The sequence below is a fragment of the Streptomyces sp. NPDC001507 genome (genome assembly GCF_042894765.1).
GTDB lineage: Bacteria > Actinomycetota > Actinomycetes > Streptomycetales > Streptomycetaceae > Streptomyces.
This window is the reverse complement of the sequence record NZ_JBIAVV010000011.1, coordinates 173,163-187,582: the sequence shown is the minus strand read 5'-3', so window position 1 is coordinate 187,582 and position 14,420 is coordinate 173,163. Positions and strand designations below refer to the sequence as shown.

Annotated in this window: 16 protein-coding genes; 4 read left to right on the top strand and 12 right to left on the bottom strand. The window is 72.7% G+C overall.

The window, feature by feature from the left end:
* Window positions 1–58: 58 nt before the first annotated feature.
* From kynU to ACFY0K_RS32940, 3 genes are all read right to left on the bottom strand, one after another.
* The gene (gene kynU / locus ACFY0K_RS32950; RefSeq protein WP_390642883.1) at window positions 59–1,360 is read right to left on the bottom strand and encodes a kynureninase; all 1,302 of its coding nucleotides are present in this window, start codon (window positions 1,358–1,360) and stop codon (window positions 59–61) included.
* Entirely contained in the window at window positions 1,353–2,195 is an 843-nt protein-coding gene (locus ACFY0K_RS32945; RefSeq protein ID WP_390642882.1) for a tryptophan 2,3-dioxygenase family protein, read from the bottom strand. The genes kynU and ACFY0K_RS32945 overlap by 8 nt, the downstream gene beginning before the upstream one ends.
* A gap of 143 nt (window positions 2,196–2,338) precedes the next feature.
* Entirely contained in the window at window positions 2,339–3,514 is a 1,176-nt protein-coding gene (locus ACFY0K_RS32940; RefSeq protein ID WP_390642881.1) for a M23 family metallopeptidase, read from the bottom strand.
* Window positions 3,515–3,753: 239 nt separating this feature from the next.
* On the opposite strand from ACFY0K_RS32940, the gene ACFY0K_RS32935 reads away from it, so the two are divergent.
* On the top strand, window positions 3,754–4,173 hold the full coding sequence (locus ACFY0K_RS32935) for a DUF3151 domain-containing protein (RefSeq protein WP_390642880.1): 420 nt from the start codon (window positions 3,754–3,756) through the stop codon (window positions 4,171–4,173).
* Between the two features lie 25 nt (window positions 4,174–4,198).
* Here ACFY0K_RS32935 and ACFY0K_RS32930 read toward each other — a convergent pair whose 3' ends face one another.
* The 4 genes from ACFY0K_RS32930 to ACFY0K_RS32915 form a co-directional block, all read right to left on the bottom strand.
* Window positions 4,199–4,738 carry a hypothetical protein gene (locus ACFY0K_RS32930; RefSeq protein ID WP_390642879.1) on the bottom strand — a complete coding sequence of 180 codons (540 nt, stop codon included), beginning with the start codon at window positions 4,736–4,738 and terminating at the stop codon, window positions 4,199–4,201.
* Window positions 4,735–5,163 (bottom strand): ATP-binding protein, encoded by a 429-nt coding sequence (locus ACFY0K_RS32925; RefSeq protein ID WP_382720488.1) that lies wholly within the window; start codon window positions 5,161–5,163, stop codon window positions 4,735–4,737. Before ACFY0K_RS32925 ends, ACFY0K_RS32930 begins: the two co-directional genes overlap by 4 nt.
* A gap of 209 nt (window positions 5,164–5,372) precedes the next feature.
* A complete protein-coding gene (locus ACFY0K_RS32920; RefSeq protein ID WP_390642878.1) occupies window positions 5,373–6,179 on the bottom strand; it encodes a zf-HC2 domain-containing protein in 807 nt (268 codons plus the stop codon).
* Between the two features lie 25 nt (window positions 6,180–6,204).
* A complete protein-coding gene (locus ACFY0K_RS32915; protein ID WP_390642877.1) occupies window positions 6,205–6,807 on the bottom strand; it encodes a sigma-70 family RNA polymerase sigma factor in 603 nt (200 codons plus the stop codon).
* A gap of 193 nt (window positions 6,808–7,000) precedes the next feature.
* Between ACFY0K_RS32915 and ACFY0K_RS32910 the strand changes: the two genes are divergently transcribed.
* From ACFY0K_RS32910 to ACFY0K_RS32900, 3 genes are read left to right on the top strand one after another with little or no spacing between them, the layout of a single operon-like run.
* The gene (locus ACFY0K_RS32910) at window positions 7,001–7,498 is read left to right on the top strand and encodes a cupredoxin family copper-binding protein (protein WP_390642876.1); all 498 of its coding nucleotides are present in this window, start codon (window positions 7,001–7,003) and stop codon (window positions 7,496–7,498) included.
* Window positions 7,495–8,541 carry a metallophosphoesterase family protein gene (locus tag ACFY0K_RS32905; RefSeq protein ID WP_390642875.1) on the top strand — a complete coding sequence of 349 codons (1,047 nt, stop codon included), beginning with the start codon at window positions 7,495–7,497 and terminating at the stop codon, window positions 8,539–8,541. The genes ACFY0K_RS32910 and ACFY0K_RS32905 overlap by 4 nt, the downstream gene beginning before the upstream one ends.
* Entirely contained in the window at window positions 8,538–9,215 is a 678-nt protein-coding gene (locus ACFY0K_RS32900; protein WP_390642874.1) for a hypothetical protein, read from the top strand. Before ACFY0K_RS32905 ends, ACFY0K_RS32900 begins: the two co-directional genes overlap by 4 nt.
* A gap of 178 nt (window positions 9,216–9,393) precedes the next feature.
* Here the strand turns inward: ACFY0K_RS32900 and ACFY0K_RS32895 are convergent, their stop codons facing one another.
* The 5 genes from ACFY0K_RS32895 to ACFY0K_RS32875 form a co-directional block, all read right to left on the bottom strand.
* Window positions 9,394–10,833, bottom strand: coding sequence for an MFS transporter (locus ACFY0K_RS32895; protein WP_390642873.1), 1,440 nt, complete (start codon window positions 10,831–10,833; stop codon window positions 9,394–9,396).
* Between the two features lie 67 nt (window positions 10,834–10,900).
* Window positions 10,901–11,923 carry a class II fructose-bisphosphate aldolase gene (fbaA, locus tag ACFY0K_RS32890; RefSeq protein WP_390642872.1) on the bottom strand — a complete coding sequence of 341 codons (1,023 nt, stop codon included), beginning with the start codon at window positions 11,921–11,923 and terminating at the stop codon, window positions 10,901–10,903.
* A 160-nt stretch (window positions 11,924–12,083) separates the two neighbouring features.
* On the bottom strand, window positions 12,084–12,632 hold the full coding sequence (pyrE, locus tag ACFY0K_RS32885; protein WP_390642871.1) for an orotate phosphoribosyltransferase: 549 nt from the start codon (window positions 12,630–12,632) through the stop codon (window positions 12,084–12,086).
* Between the two features lie 10 nt (window positions 12,633–12,642).
* Window positions 12,643–13,431 carry an aldose 1-epimerase gene (locus tag ACFY0K_RS32880; RefSeq protein WP_390642870.1) on the bottom strand — a complete coding sequence of 263 codons (789 nt, stop codon included), beginning with the start codon at window positions 13,429–13,431 and terminating at the stop codon, window positions 12,643–12,645.
* 192 nt (window positions 13,432–13,623) lie between these two features.
* On the bottom strand, window positions 13,624–14,385 hold the full coding sequence (locus tag ACFY0K_RS32875) for an SRPBCC family protein (RefSeq protein WP_390642869.1): 762 nt from the start codon (window positions 14,383–14,385) through the stop codon (window positions 13,624–13,626).
* Window positions 14,386–14,420: the final 35 nt, after the last annotated feature.

Sequence of the window (14,420 nt, the reverse complement as noted above, 5' to 3'; positions counted from 1 at the left end):
ATTGCTCGGTTCTGTACCGTCCCGGCCCTTTCCCGGGGATCACTATGTCGGCATGTCGCTAGGCGAGCGCCGCTCCCGCCGCGCCTCCCGCCGCCGCTTCCGGCCCCTCCGCCAACCCATTCGCCGGCACCTCCGCAAGGACCTCCGCGAGCACCCGCGCCGCCCGCTCCGCGTCCGCGAAGCCGACGTACAGCGGGGTGAAGCCGAAGCGGAGCACGTCCGGGTGCCGGAAGTCGCCGACCACGCCCCGCTCGATCAGCCGTCTCATCACATCCCCGGCGTCGGGGCAGCGCAGCGCGATCTGGCTGCCGCGCTCCTCGTGGGCCGGCGGGGTCACGCACTCGACGCGGCCCGCCGGGACGTACGCCTCGACACACTCCAGGAAGAAGTCCGTCAGGGCGAGGGACTTGGCGCGTACGGCCGCCACCCGCACCCCCTCCCACACCTCCAGCGCCGCCTCCAGGGCGAGCATGGAGAGGATGTCCGGGGTGCCGACGCGACCGCGTACCGCCCCGCCCGCCGGTTCGTACGCCGGGCGCATCCCGAAGGGCTCCGCATGGGAGTTCCAGCCGGGAAGCGGGGAGTCGAAGCGGTCCTGCAGCTCCCGCCGGACGTACAGGTACGCCGGTGAACCCGGGCCGCCGTTCAGGTACTTGTAGGTGCAGCCGACCGCCAGGTCGACCCCGTGCTCGTCGAGGCCCACCGGCAGCGCGCCCGCGCTGTGGCACAGGTCCCAGACGGACACCGCCCCGGCCGCGTGGACCGCGGCGGTGAGGGCGGGCAGGTCGTGGAGGCGTCCGGTGCGGTAGTCGACGTGGTTGAGGAGCACGGCGGCGGTACGGTCGCCGAGCGCCGCCGGGACCTCGGCCGGCGTCAACGGGCGCAGGGTGCAACCCGTCAGCCGGGCCGCCGACTCGGCGATGTAACCGTCCGTGGGAAAGGTCGTCGCGTCGACCAGGATCTCGTCACGGCCCTCCCCCGCCAGCCGTACCGCACCCACAAGTGCTTTGAAGACGTTGACACTTGTCGAGTCGCCGACCACGATCTGGCCGGCCGCCGCGCCGACCAGCGGGGCGATCCGGTCGCCGATCCGCTCCGGCGCCGTCCACCAGCCGCTCTCGTCCCAGGAGCGGATCCGCAGCTCGCCCCACTGGCGCCGGACGACGTCCTCGACGCGGCCGGGGACGTGCGCGGGCAGGGCGCCCAGCGAATTGCCGTCCAGGTAGACGACCTCGTCGAGCACGAAGCGCTCGCGCACCCCGGCCAGTTCGTCCTCGGCGTCCAGCTTCGCCGCCTTCAGGGCCCGCCCGGACTGCTCGGACAGCTCCGACAGCTCCGACAGCTCCGACAGCTCAGACATGGGACCTCGCCGTCCACAGCTCCGGGAACACGTTCTTGCGGGCGCGCTTCTCCAGCCAGGCGACCCCGGCCGAGCCACCGGTGCCCGCCTTGGCGCCCATGGCGCGGCGGGTGGCGACCAGGTGGTCGTTGCGCCAGCGCCAGACGAGCTCGGCGACGTCGGTCAGGGCCTCGCCGAGGCGGGCGAGGTCGGCGTCCTCGGCGCCCGAGTAGACGGCGGTCCAGGCGGCCTCGACGGCCTCGGAAGGTGTATAGGGCAGTGATATGTCACGTTCCACCAGCTCCGCCTCCGGGATCGGATACCCCCGCCGCCCCAGCACCCGCACCACCTCGTCGTACAGGCTCGGCTCGTGCAGCGCCTTCTCCAGTTCCGCGTGGACCCGCGGCGCGCCGCGGTGCGGGACGAGCATGGACGCGGACTTCTCGCCGAGCAGGAACTCCATCCGCCGGTACATCGCCGACTGGAAACCGGAGCCCTCGCCGAGGGCGGACCGGTAGGAGTTGAACTGGGCCGGGGTGAGCTGGCCGAGCGGTCTCCAGGAGGCGTTCAGCGCCTCCAGCTCGCGGACGGAACGCTTCAGCGCGGCGATCGCGGTGGGGATGTCGTCGCGGCGCAGCGCCGCCGCGGCCGTCTCCCACTCGTGGACGATGACGGTGAACCACAGCTCCATCACCTGGGTCGTGACCAGGAAGACCATCTCTCCGGGATCGTCGGAGAGGGTGTGCTGGAGGTGGGTGAGCACGTCCGCCTTGACGTAGTCCTCGTACGGCGTCGTGCCGGCGAAGTCGAGATGCGGGGTCTCGGGCTCGTTGCTTTCGAGAGCCTCATGGGACATCGCTGTCTCCTGTAGTACTCCGGGTAGCGGTCCGCCCCTGCCGATGCCGACACGGGGGCCCCGGTCCCCACCGGCATCTTCCGCAACGTAACCCGGATACGGCAAGGCCCGCCCGTCGGGAGCGCCCGTCCGGCGGCCACCGCTCAGCCGCGGACCGTCCGCCCCCGGTACAGCCGTCCGGACACCCCCTCGAACGCCAGGTCGAGCCCGACCCCGTCGCGTTCCGCGTGCAGGTGCAGGTGGGGCTCGGTGCTGTTGCCGCTGTTGCCGACCTCGCCGAGCAGCTGGCCGGCCCGGACCGTGTCGCCCTCGGACACCGTCACCGAGCCGGGGCGCAGGTGGGCGAGTTTGACGATCTCCCGGCCGGTGTCGAGGAACACGTGGTTGCCGTACGGCGGCTGGTAGCGGATCTCCCCCGGGCGCTGGTCGGCGATGCCGTCGGCCGCGGAGACCACCGTGCCGTCGCAGGGGGACCGGACCGGCCGCCCGTAGGCGGCGTACGCCGTCAGTTCGCGGCCGGGCCGGGTACGGGTGCCGTACCGGCCGAGCGCGACCAGGTCGAGGGCGGCGCGCTGCTCCGGCACCCGGGCGTGGTGGTTCACCGCCGGGCCGCCGCCCTGTACGACGTACCAGGCGCCCTCCAGCGGGAATCGCAGCGGCCGGGAGAGCGGGGCGGGCCTGCGGTGCAGCCGGGCGGCGGTGACCAGCCACCCGGCGCCCGCGAGCAGGACGAGCCCGACGGCGAGTCCGGACAGGCCGGCCCCGGCCGGCAGCCCAGGCAGCCGCCACGCCGAGGCGAGGGCGGCCACCGCGCCCGCCTCGACCGCCCGTCTGAGGGCACGGGGCTGCATCGCCGGCGCGCCGCAGCCCTCGACGACCACGTAGAACGCGGCGAGGGTGGCCAGGTCGGAGGTCCAGGCGGTGCGGTCGCCGGCCGTCCAGAGGATCAGGACGTTCCAGGCGGCGACCAGGACGAGACAGACCGCCCAGGGGAGGTGCGCGGGCAGCCGGCGCCGGGGCGGGGTGTAGCGGGCGCCCTCGATGCGCAGGGCGGTGAGCCGGCCGTCCGGGGCAGCCTGGGCCCAGGCCCGCACCCGGCCCGCACTGCCGGACACGATCAGCCCGTCCGGGCCGTCCGTGACGGTGCCGAACTCGCCGATCCTGGCGTTCGTGGCGTGCACGATCCGCTCCAGCGCCGGGATCCCGACCGCCGCCGTCACCCGCGGGGCGAGCCGGGGCCACTGCTCCGGGTCCGCGGTGAGGAAGCGGGCCAGGGCGTCGGCCTCCACCGGCTGCCCGCCGGGCATCGTTTCCCGCACGTGTGCTCCCCCCTGCCGTCACGCCTGCCTGTCGTCACGCCTGCCTGTCGTCACGCCTGCCTGTCGTCGCGCTTGCCTGTCGTCGCGCTTGCCTGTCATCACCCCAGGCGTCACGCTTGCCTGTCATCACGCCTGCCGTCACGCCTGCCTGCCGTGGCGGCAGCCGTCGCCCGCGGAACGGGCGGTCTGGAAGACGGCGGGACGCGGGATGTGGTTGTCGGCGGTGGCAGACTTGCGCCATGACGACGCACACGAACCTGCTCGGCGGCCCGGAGCCGACGTATCTGCCGGAGAACGAAGAGGCGTACCGCCTGCTGGGCGAGGAGTCGCTGGCTCCCGTCGAGGTGGCGGCGAAGTTCCCGACCTTCTCGCTGGCCTGGGCGCTGCTCGCCGAAGAGGCGTTCGAGCGCGGCGCGGTCGTCGAGTCGTACGCCTACGCGCGCACCGGCTACCACCGCGGTCTTGACGCCCTGCGCCGCGCCGGGTGGAAGGGGCACGGCCCCGTGCCCTGGGAGCACCGGGCCAACCGGGGCTTCCTGCGCTGCCTCGCCGCGCTCGCCCGTGCCGCCGGTGAGATCGGCGAGAAGGACGAGAACGAGCGGTGCTGGCAGTTCCTGAAGGACAGCAGCGCGGAGGCCTACACCGAGCTGCACGGATAGCCGCGCCGCGGGCAGCGGGGGCGGTTCAGGTTCCGGGGCACCCGGCGGCCGTCCAGGCGGCGTACTCCTGGCGGACGTAGAGCAGGCGCCTGCGGGCGAGCGTGATCGCGTCGGGGTGGTACGGGCCGGCCACGAGGCCGGGATGGCGGCGGTCGTACCTGACGAGTTGCTCGGCGGTCTCCGCGGCGGCCGCGGCCGGGCCGGAGCCGCCGCCCAGGGCCATCCGGTCCATGAGGGCCGCCCGGCGCAGCAGCCAGGCCCGCTCGGCGGCCATCCCGTCGGCCGGGGGGCCGGTCCCGGGCCCGGCCTGGCGACCGTCGCGTTCGGCCCCGAGGGCGAGCAGCCGGTGCATCTCGCGGCGCAGGTCGGGCGCGTCCGCGTAGACACGGGGGCCGGTGCCGCAGCGTCGGCACGATGCCGCTTCGTGGCCCCGGGCCGGTCCCGGGCAGTCGTCGACGGGGCACGGTTTGTGGGTCGCGAGGGGCCGCCCGCCGGGTCGTGCGGTGACCGGGTGCCGCGGCTCGTCCGGAACGCCGGTAGCGCCGGTGGCGCGGGGGCCGGTCATGCCGAACACCTCAGGCAGGCACGGACCTCGCGGCCGCCGCGGGTCTGGTGGATCTCGGTCGACTGGGCGAGGTACTGGACGATGCCGGTGCCACGGCCGTGCTCGTCGGGTGCCGTGTCGCGGCGCCGGCGCTCCACCGTCATGCCGGAGTCGGTGACCACGATGTGCAGGGTGCCGTGGTCGAGGACGAGCGACAGGGTCATGCGCTCACGGCCGTACTGGGCGGCGTTGGCGGCGAGTTCGTCCACGATGAGGACGGCGGAGTCCCGCTCGCTCGCGGGCACGCTCCAGGTCTCCAGCAGATCGGCCGCGAAGTGACGGGCGGCGGGGACGTGCGCCTCCTGCGCGGGCAGGGTCAGCAGCGCCTGGTGGCGGCAGGGCTCGCCGGGCAGTGAACTCGGGCGGGGCGAATCGGTCACGAACATGGTCTTCTGGCTCTTCCGTGGAGGTGCGGAGACCGGGATGGGGAGAGACCGCCGACGGCGTCGGGAGGGTCGGTGTACCGGTCCTGCAGTGGCGCGCTCATTCAGTTCCACGGACGGCACATGTCCGACGGTTCGAGCACTTCGCGCCTTTTGTGACTTTTTTCGCTAGCTCGGGCAGAGACCTCCGGTGACGGCGCGGCCTGAGCACCTCACGACCGGATGGTGACCAGTTTCTGGCCGTCGCCCGCGAGGATCTCGAAGTGCTGGATGGCCCCCGGGGACATGTCGACCGCCCCTTGGACCGTGGTGCCCGGAGGGTATTCGCCCGCCCGCCAGGTGGCGCCGTCCGCCCTCTTGCCGCCGGGCCCGACGGCCTGGAGCCGGCAGGTGATTCCGGCGGGCGCCCCCTTGGCGTGGACCTGGAGGACACTCCCCCAGGCGGAGGGGTAGACCCGCACCGAGGCGGTGACGCCGGTCGTGGGGTCGCTTCCGGAGAACGTGCGCGAGGCGACCGGTGCGGTCGCGCCGGGCGGCGTCGCCTGGCTGGTCACGGTTCCGACCGTGGCCAGCCACGTGCCGCCGGCCGCTGCCGCGACGAACGCCAGGGAAGCGGCGGCGCCCGCCAGTTGCATGCGGCGGCTCCTGCGCCGCCGGGCCGCCGCCCGCTGGAGCAGGCTCTCCAGAACCCCCGTCTGCGCTGCCCCCGGTGCCTGCGGCGCCGCCACGGGCGGTACGGGCGGTACGGGCGAGGAGAGCTGTGCGCTCTCGGCCGCCTGGGCCACCAGCCGGTCGGCCAGGTCGCCGTCGGCCGTCGGCATGATCCGGCCCGTGGCCTCGGCCTCGGCCGCGGTTACCGTCGCCAGCAGCGCGGGCAGTCCCGCCAGCCGGGCGTGTTCGGCCCGGCACTCGTCGCATTCCGCGAGGTGGACCCGCATCCGTTCCGTCTCCGCGGGGGGCAGTGTGCCCAGGACGTATCCACCCAGCGCCAGCCGCAGGGCGTCGTGCTCCGCACCCACGGTCACCACCTCCCGCACATCACGGTCACGGCTCGATCCCCCGCTCCTGGAGCGCCAGCCGCAGGGCGTGCAGGGCGTAGTACGTGCGTGACTTCACGGTGCCCAGCGGAATGCGCAGCACCTCTGCGGCCTCCGCCATGGTCCGCCCCCGGTAGTAGGTCTCCAGCAGCACCGCGCGGTGATCCGGGGACAACGCCCGGAGGGCGTCGGCAACCGCCCAGCTCTGCAGTGCCTGCTCGATCTCGTCCTCGCCCGGCGTCTGCTCCGCGGCCCGCTCCAGGGCCTCGCCGCCGGCCTCGGCCGGCCTGGCCTGCCGGGCCCGGTGGGCGTCGATGACCAGATGCCGGGCGACCGTGCACAGCCAGGCACGGGCCGGGCCGCGTGCGGGCTCGAACGCGGCGGGGTGCTGCCAGGCCCGCAGCAGGGTCTCCTGGACCACGTCCTCCGCCCATTGGCGATCTCCCGATGTCAGTCGCAGCACGTAGTGGAACAGGGGCCCTGCGTGCTCCGCGTACAGAGTGCGCAGCAGCTCCTCGTCCGCGGTCGAAAGCGTTCCTCTACCGGAGACACGGCTCGCGGAGCGATCCGGATCAACCCTTGGATCACGTTTTCGGAAACTCCGGGGCATAAGTCGATGATCGCTCACATGTACTGCTTTGTCCCGTAACGCAGAGCGCGATGCGTTCGGCGCTCCGTGCCATCGCGGGCCCGCCCTGCCGCGAAGAAATTCCGCAAAAGTGTATATATACCGAACCGTCTGACCGCTGCCGTCCGTGGAGCCGGACAAGGACCGACCTACGCGAGCAAAGGACGGATCAGACGTGAACCGGACACACCACCCCCCGGACTTCCGCACCCGAGGCCGACGACCACGCACCGCGGCCGGGCTGGCCCTCGCCGCCGTCGCCACCGCCGGCACGCTGGGGCTGCTCAGCGCGTGCGGCGGGCCACCCCACTCCTCGTCGCCCCCCTCCTCGTCGCCGCACTCCTCGTCGATGCCCACCATGAACATGCCCAACATGAACATGCCCGCGAGCCGGCCGGGCACGGGCAGGCCGGTGAGCGGGACCGCCGTCGCGATCAAGAACTTCGCCTTCGCGCCGGCCACGCTGAAGGTGCCGGTGGGTACGACGGTGACCTGGACCAACGAGGACACCGACGCCCACACCGTCACCAGCACCGGACCGGGCGGTCCGCTGCACTCCGCCGCCCTGGGCACCCACGCCACCTACAGCCACACGTTCACCAAGGCCGGCACCTACGCCTACCTCTGCACCATCCATCCGTTCATGACCGCCACCGTGGAGGTGACACGATGACCGCCTACGACGATTACGACGCTTACGACGCTTACGACGAAGCCGGTGAACCCCGTGAGCCCGCCACCGAACACGGCATGACGCGTCGCCAGCTCATGCGGCACGCCGGGTGGTTCGGCGGCGCGGTGGTGCTGACCGTGGCCGGCGGAGAGGTGATCAGCCAGATCGCCGGCTCCCGGAGCTCCGCGGCCGAGAACGCCACGGATGCCACAGGTGCGACGGGCGCCGCCGGTGCCGCCAACGCCGCCGCGGCGGGCAGCGGCACGCTGCGGTTCGTGCAGATCTCCGACAGCCACATCGGGTTCCAGGGCCCGGCGAACACGGACGTGGCCGGGTCCTTCACCGAAGCGGTGAACCAGGTCAACTCGCTCGGATTCCGGCCGGACTTCGTCATGCACAGCGGCGACCTGACCCACCTGTCCACGGCCGGGCAGTTCGACCAGGTCAAGCACATGATGTCGGGGCTGAAAACGGACCGGGTCTTCACCGTGCCGGGCGAGCACGACTCCATCGGCGACGCGGGCCGCGCCTACCGGCGGACCTTCGGCGCGGGCACGCTCGGCGACGGCTGGTACAGCTTCGACACCCACGGCGTGCACTTCATCGCCCTGGTCAACACCCTGAGCCTGGAGAAGCTCGGCCACCTCGGCAACGCTCAGATCGACTTCGTCCGCAAGGACCTCGCCGGGCTGTCCTCGGACACCCCCGTCGTGGTCTTCAGCCACATCCCGCTGTTCGCCATGTACCCGAAGTGGGGCTGGAGCACCGACGACGCCCTCAAGGTCATCGCCCTGCTGCGCCGGTTCTCCTCCGTCACCTGCCTCAACGGGCACGTCCACCAGTTGTTCACGAAGACCGAGGGCAACATCACCTTCCACTCCGCCACCACCACCGCCTACCCCCTGCCCAAACCGGGTCGTGCCCCCGCCCCCACCCCGCAGGTCGTCCCCGCGCGGCAGCTCAAGGCCGCGCTCGGCATCCGCAGTGTCGGCTACCGCCAGGGCGACCGCGAACTGGCCGTCAAGGATGAGAGGCTGGCATGAACCACCGAAGGCTCCTCGTCCCCGCCCTGCGGTGGGCGACCGCCGGCACCCTCGCCGCCGGCGGATACCTCCACGCCCAGCTGTACGTCGACGGGTACCGCTACGTACACGTCATCGGCCCCCTGTTCCTCCTCCAGGCCGGCGCCTCCTTCGCCCTCGCGGTCCTGCTGGCGGCGGGGACGCCACCCCTGCTGCTGAGGGCCGCCGCGGCCGGCGTCGCGGCCGGTGCCCTCGGCGGCTTCGCGGCCTCGCGCACGGTCGGCCTCTTCGGCTTCACCGAGCACGGACTGCAGCCCGCGCCGCAGGCCGGCCTCAGCCTGCTCGCCGAGACCGGCACCCTGCTGTTCCTCGCGGCCTGGCAGCTGGCCTCGACCGCGGCCGGACGGAAGCAGGCACCTTCCACGCCCCTGGAACCACGCCCGGGCAGCGCGTGGCCGAGCCCGCGGCTGCGCGAACTGAGGGACACCGTGCGCGTCCTGCTCGGCCTGGACGACGACACCGCCGTCGTCATCCGCCAGCTCAGCCGTGACCCACGCGGGCGCCCGCCGCTGGAGACCGTCGTCGAGGTACTGCCCATGGACGGCGGCGCGGCCCATCGCTGGACACTCCACCGCCCCGCCGACCAGATCACCGAACACGACCTGCGCACCACCCTGCTCCACCGCCGCCAGTAGCCTCCAGCCCTTCCAGTGAATGCAGCGCCCCGGCAGGGGCGCTGGGGGCTCCCCCGGCCGAAGGCCGGGGGAGCAACTGCGCGACCAGCCACGACGCCGCCGCCGTCGACATACGGCAGACGGCAGACGGCAGACGGCAGACGGCAGACGGCAGCTCACCGCACCTCCAACGGAGCGCCTAGCCGCCCTTCGCCTCGATCGGCGGCGAGGTCACGTTCCCGTGGGTGCGGCACTCCGGGCGTACACAGCCCGGGGCCGGCCGGCGGACCATGGCGAACGCCAGGGCCGAGCCGACCACCAGGACGCCGGCGCAGATGGGCATGGCCCGGTGGAACGCGGCGTCGAACGCCGAGGGCGACCGGTAAGCCTCCGGGCCCATCCCGGCGAGCAGCGGCAGCGCCGCCACCGCGATCAGGCTGGCGGCGCGGGCCGCCGCGTTGTTGATGCCGCTGGCGACGCCCGCCCGGGCCGTGTCCACGGAGGCGAGGACGGAGGCGGTGAGCGGGGCCACCAGGGTGACCATGCCGACGCCCTGCACCAGGACCGCGGGGAGGACGTCGGTCAGGTAGTTCGCGTGTTCGCCGACGCGCAGCATCAGGAGCATCGCGGTCGCGCACAGCAGCGGACCCACCGTGAGCGGGATGCGTGGGCCGATGCGGTCGGCGAGGGCACCCGAGCGGGCCGAGAAGAGCAGCATCAGGGCCGTCGTCGGCAGCAGGGCGGTGCCGGCGGCCAGGGCCGAGTAGCCCGCCACCACCTGGAGTTGGAGCGCGGTGAGGAAGAAGTAGCCGCCGAACGCGCCGTACACGCACAGGGTGACGATGTTCAGTGCCGTGAACTGGCGGGACGCGAAGATGTCCAGCGGCAGCATCGGGTCCTGGCGGCGCTTCTCGACGTACACGAAGGCCACGCCGGCCGCGACGCCCGCGACGGCGAGCAGCGAGGTGGTCCCGGCCTCGATCAGTGCGAAGGTCACCAGGCCGAGGGCCAGGGCGCCCAGCACCGCGCCGAGGATGTCGAAGCGGCCGTGGGCGCGGCCGTCGGCGGACTCGGGGACGTGGCGCAGGGCGACGGGGACGCAGAGCAGGGCCAGCGGGACGTTGAGGAGGAACACCCAGCGCCAGCCGGGGCCGTCCACCAGCCAGCCGCCGAGGAAGGGCCCCACCGCCGCGCCGATGCCGCCGAAGCCGGACCACAGGCCGACCGCGCGGGCCCGGTCGTCGGGGTGGAAGGAGGCCTGGATGAGGGCCAGGGAGCCGGGCGTGAGGAGGGCGCCGCCGATGCCCTGGAGGGCGCGGGCGCCGATCAGGACGGCGTCGGTCGGGGCCAGGCCGCACATCAGGGAGGCGGCCGCGAACCAGACGACCCCGATCACGAAGATCTTCCGGCGGCCGTACTGGTCGCCCAGCGAGCCGCCGAGCAGGATCAGGCCGGCCAGCGTCAGCATGTACGCGTTGATCGTCCACTGCAGCGCGGACAGACTCGCGTCCAGGTCGTCGCCGATGCGGGGCAGGGCGACGTTGACGACCGTCGAGTCCAGCAGCGCCATGCTGGAGCCGAGGACGGTGGTGATCAGGATCCACTTGCCCTGGGCTGAGGCGATCCGGACGTCGGGCATGGTTCCAGGTATACAGCGGACCCGGCGCCGTAGACAGACGAACGCCGGGCCCTGACCGTAATGCGGCTTACTTGATCTTGTTGCCCGCCGAGCGCAGGTTCTGCGTTGCCTCGACGACGCGCGCGGCCATGCCGGCCTCGGCCAGCTTGCCCCAGGTGCGCGGGTCGTAGGTCTTCTTGGAACCGACCTCGCCGTCGACCTTCAGGACGCCGTCGTAGTTCTTGAACATGTGATCGGCGACCGGACGGGTGAAGGCGTACTGGGTGTCGGTGTCGAGGTTCATCTTCACGACGCCGTTCTCCAGCGCGGTCAGGATCTCCTGCTCGGTGGAGCCGGAGCCGCCGTGGAAGACGAAGTCGAACGGCGACTGCTTGCCGAACTTGGCGGCCACGCCGTCGCTCAGCTCCTTCAGCAGGTCGGGGCGGAGCACGACGTTGCCCGGCTTGTACACGCCGTGCACGTTGCCGAAGGAGGCGGCGAGCAGGTAGCGGCCCTTCTCGCCGAGGCCGAGCGCCTCGGCCGTGCGGATCGCGTCGTCGACGGTCGTGTACAGCGAGTCGTTGATCTCGTGGGAGACGCCGTCCTCCTCGCCGCCGGTCGGGGTGATCTCGACCTCGAGGATGATGTTGGCGCGGCGGGCCTGCTCCAGGAGCTCCTGCGCGATGGCCAGGTTGTCGGCGAGGGTCTCGGCGGAGCCGTCCCACATGTGGGACTGGAAGAGCGGGTTGCGGCCGTTCTTCACCCGCTCCTCGGAGATCGCGAGCAGCGGACGGACGTACCCGTCGAGCTTGTCCTTCGGGCAGTGGTCCGTGTGCAGCGCGACGTTCACCGGGTACTTCTCGGCGACGACGTGCGCGAACTCGGCGAGCGCCACCGCACCGGTGACCATGTCCTTCTTGTACTGGCCGCCCAGGAACTCGGCACCACCCGTGGAGATCTGGACGATGCCGTCGCTCTCCGCCTCCGCGAAGCCGCGCAGCGCCGCGTGCAGGGTCTGGGTCGAGGTGACGTTGATGGCCGGGTAGGCGAACTTGCCTGCCTTCGCCCGGTCGAGCATCTCGTTGTAGACCTCGGGGGTTGCGATGGGCATTGTCCGCTCCTTGAGTGTGCGGGTCGGCGTACTGCTGTTTTCTTACGGCCCTGACCTAGACCTTGGGGGCGACGTCATCGTCGTCCCCATCTTTCCAGACATGAACCGATGCTCCACGCGCCGGTCAAATCCGGGTCAATCCCAGTCGTCAACCCGCTGTTCAGTCCAGTCCCAGTTCATCCTTCGAGAAGGCGAACAGGTACGGCACCCCGGCGCCCTCCTGGATCTTCTCGGCGGCGCCGGTGGCGCGGTCCACGATGGTGGCGACCGCGACGACCTCGGCGCCGGCCTCGCGCACCGCCTCGACGGCGGTGAGCGGGGAGCCGCCGGTGGTGGAGGTGTCCTCGACGACCAGGACACGGCGGCCCTTGATCTCCGGGCCCTCGACACGGCGCTGCATGCCGTGCGCCTTCGCCGCCTTGCGTACGACGAAGGCGTCGAGCCGCTTTCCGCGGGCGGCGGCGGCGTGCAGCATGGCGCCGGCGACCGGGTCGGCGCCCATGGTGAGGCCGCCGACGGCGTCGAAGTCCAGGTCGGCGGTCAGGTCCAACAGCACCTGGCCGACCAGCGGGGCGGCCTCGCCGTCGAGGGTGACGCGGCGGAGGTCGATGTAGTAGTCGGCCTCCAGCCCCGACGACAGGGTCACCCTGCCGTGCACCACGGCCTTGTCCTTGATCTGTTGCAGCAGCTCAGCACGTACGTCGCTCATGCCGACCAGCTTAGAGGCGCGTCCACGTCCAGGTGGTCGTGGCTTCCAGCGGCTCCAGGGGCGTGACGAGCCGGGGCAGTGTGTTCAGCCCGTTGGGCGGCCCGGTCTGCGGCTCCACGCAGACGGCCTCCGCCTGCTCGTCGTAGACGACGACCCACTGCTCGCGGCTGGCGACCTTCAGCTCCAGCTGCCCCGGCCAGGTGAGGGTGACGTCGACGCCGTCGGGCATGCCGAAGCAGTCGTCCCAGGGGCCGGGCTTCGGGTCGATACGGTTGCCGGTGGGCAGGTGGTCCGCGCCGCGCTCCTCCTGCCAGGCGGGCGCGAAGTCCACCTGGACGTCCTGGCCGCCGAGGTTCCGGTTGAACCAGGGGTGCCAGCCGATCTGCGCCGGGAAGGAGTCCTCGTACGTCTCCACGGACATCGTCAGCGTCAGGGAGTCCTCGGCGAGCTGGACGACGTGGGTGACGCGGGCGGAGTGCGGCCAGGGGGCGCCGAGTTCACGCGTGATGACGGCCTCGTCCGCCGAGACGCGCGCGGTGCGCCAGGCTCCGTCGCGGGCGGTGCCGTGGATGGCGTGCGGCGGGGAGTTGAGGGGCATCTGGACGACGGTGGCGCCGTCGAGGAAACGGCCGTCCCGGATCCGGCCGCACCAGGGAACCATCGGGAAGCAGCCGAAACGGTCGCCCTGCCGGAGGAGTTCGAGGGGTCCGACCTCGAGTCCGGCGATCCGGCCGCCGTTGCCGGGGTGCAGGTGGAGGGTGGCGTCGCCTGCGGTCAGCGTGATGTCTTCGTTACTCACGGGATGAGAGTAGTGGGGAGGCCACGGCGCGCCGGGTTTCGGGTGCGGGTGGGTGGGTGCCGGGGTTCGGCCGCGGGCCGGTGGGGGCTGGTCGCGCAGTTCCCCGCGCCCCTTTCGGGGCGCTGCCCAGCCGCGTTCTACAGCGGCACCCTGCAAGCGCCGGTGAGTGTCACCACCCCCGCGTCGGCCGGGTCAGCGGCGCCTGCGCAGCGCCCTCGTCACCACGATCGCCGACGCGAGTGCCAGTGCCGCCGCCGGCGCGGCCCAGCGCAGGGCCGACGCCCCGGCCACCGTCTGCGGCGCCGGGACCGGCGCGTACCGCCCCCTCGGCGGCGCGTGGTCCACCTCCTCCGCACTGCGGCCGATCATCGTCCGCCGCGCGTGCGCCGCCTCGGCGAAGATCTCGGGCAGCGGCTCCACGACCGGCTCGCTCACCGGCTCGCTCACCGGCTCCGCCACCGCTTCCGGCTCCGGTTCCGGTGCCAGGGACGGCGGCGGGACCGCCGTCTCGAAGACCGAGGCCGGTCCGGCGGCAGGCGCCTCCCCCAGCCCCTCCGCGAAACGGCCCAGCAGCCTCGTCCCCGCCGCCTGGACCGCCTCCGCCGGCAGCTCCGCGACCCGCCCGTCGGCGGAGGCCGTACCGGTCACCGTGACCGTGCACCCCTCGCCCGTCTCCGCGAGGCGGAAGGTCAGCGCCAGCTTCACCGTGCCGGTGCCGCGGGCCTCGGTGGCGTCACCGTCGACCGCGTACGAACCGTCGTCGTGGGGGCTCACGCGCAGGGAACCGCGGTAGGTGATCGAGTGGCTGCCGATGCGGACCTTGAGGCGGCCGGTACCGGGGTCGGCGCCCGCGTCCTGCTGGAGGCCGGGAACCGCCCGGGCGACCCGCGCGGGGTCGGCCAGCGCCTCCCTGAGCCGCGAGGCCGGGGCCGGGACGTACACCTGGTGCTCCATGCCGACTGAGCCTACCCACGAGTCGGTCCGGCACA

Excerpts from the sequence above, each read along its gene's own strand:
- ACFY0K_RS32875 (WP_390642869.1), bottom strand. The coding sequence starts at position 14,385 with ATGGAGCACCAGGTGTACGTCCCGGCCCCGGCCTCGCGGCTCAGGGAG.
- ACFY0K_RS32930 (WP_390642879.1), bottom strand. The coding sequence starts at position 4,738 with ATGACCGGCCCCCGCGCCACCGGCGCTACCGGCGTTCCGGACGAGCCG.
- fbaA (WP_390642872.1), bottom strand. The coding sequence starts at position 11,923 with ATGCCCATCGCAACCCCCGAGGTCTACAACGAGATGCTCGACCGGGCG.
- ACFY0K_RS32905 (WP_390642875.1), top strand. The coding sequence starts at position 7,495 with ATGACCGCCTACGACGATTACGACGCTTACGACGCTTACGACGAAGCC.
- kynU (WP_390642883.1), bottom strand. The coding sequence starts at position 1,360 with ATGTCTGAGCTGTCGGAGCTGTCGGAGCTGTCGGAGCTGTCCGAGCAG.
- ACFY0K_RS32945 (WP_390642882.1), bottom strand. The coding sequence starts at position 2,195 with ATGTCCCATGAGGCTCTCGAAAGCAACGAGCCCGAGACCCCGCATCTC.
- ACFY0K_RS32895 (WP_390642873.1), bottom strand. The coding sequence starts at position 10,833 with ATGCCCGACGTCCGGATCGCCTCAGCCCAGGGCAAGTGGATCCTGATC.
- ACFY0K_RS32900 (WP_390642874.1), top strand. The coding sequence starts at position 8,538 with ATGAACCACCGAAGGCTCCTCGTCCCCGCCCTGCGGTGGGCGACCGCC.
- ACFY0K_RS32925 (WP_382720488.1), bottom strand. The coding sequence starts at position 5,163 with ATGTTCGTGACCGATTCGCCCCGCCCGAGTTCACTGCCCGGCGAGCCC.
- pyrE (WP_390642871.1), bottom strand. The coding sequence starts at position 12,632 with ATGAGCGACGTACGTGCTGAGCTGCTGCAACAGATCAAGGACAAGGCC.
- ACFY0K_RS32935 (WP_390642880.1), top strand. The coding sequence starts at position 3,754 with ATGACGACGCACACGAACCTGCTCGGCGGCCCGGAGCCGACGTATCTG.
- ACFY0K_RS32915 (WP_390642877.1), bottom strand. The coding sequence starts at position 6,807 with ATGCCCCGGAGTTTCCGAAAACGTGATCCAAGGGTTGATCCGGATCGC.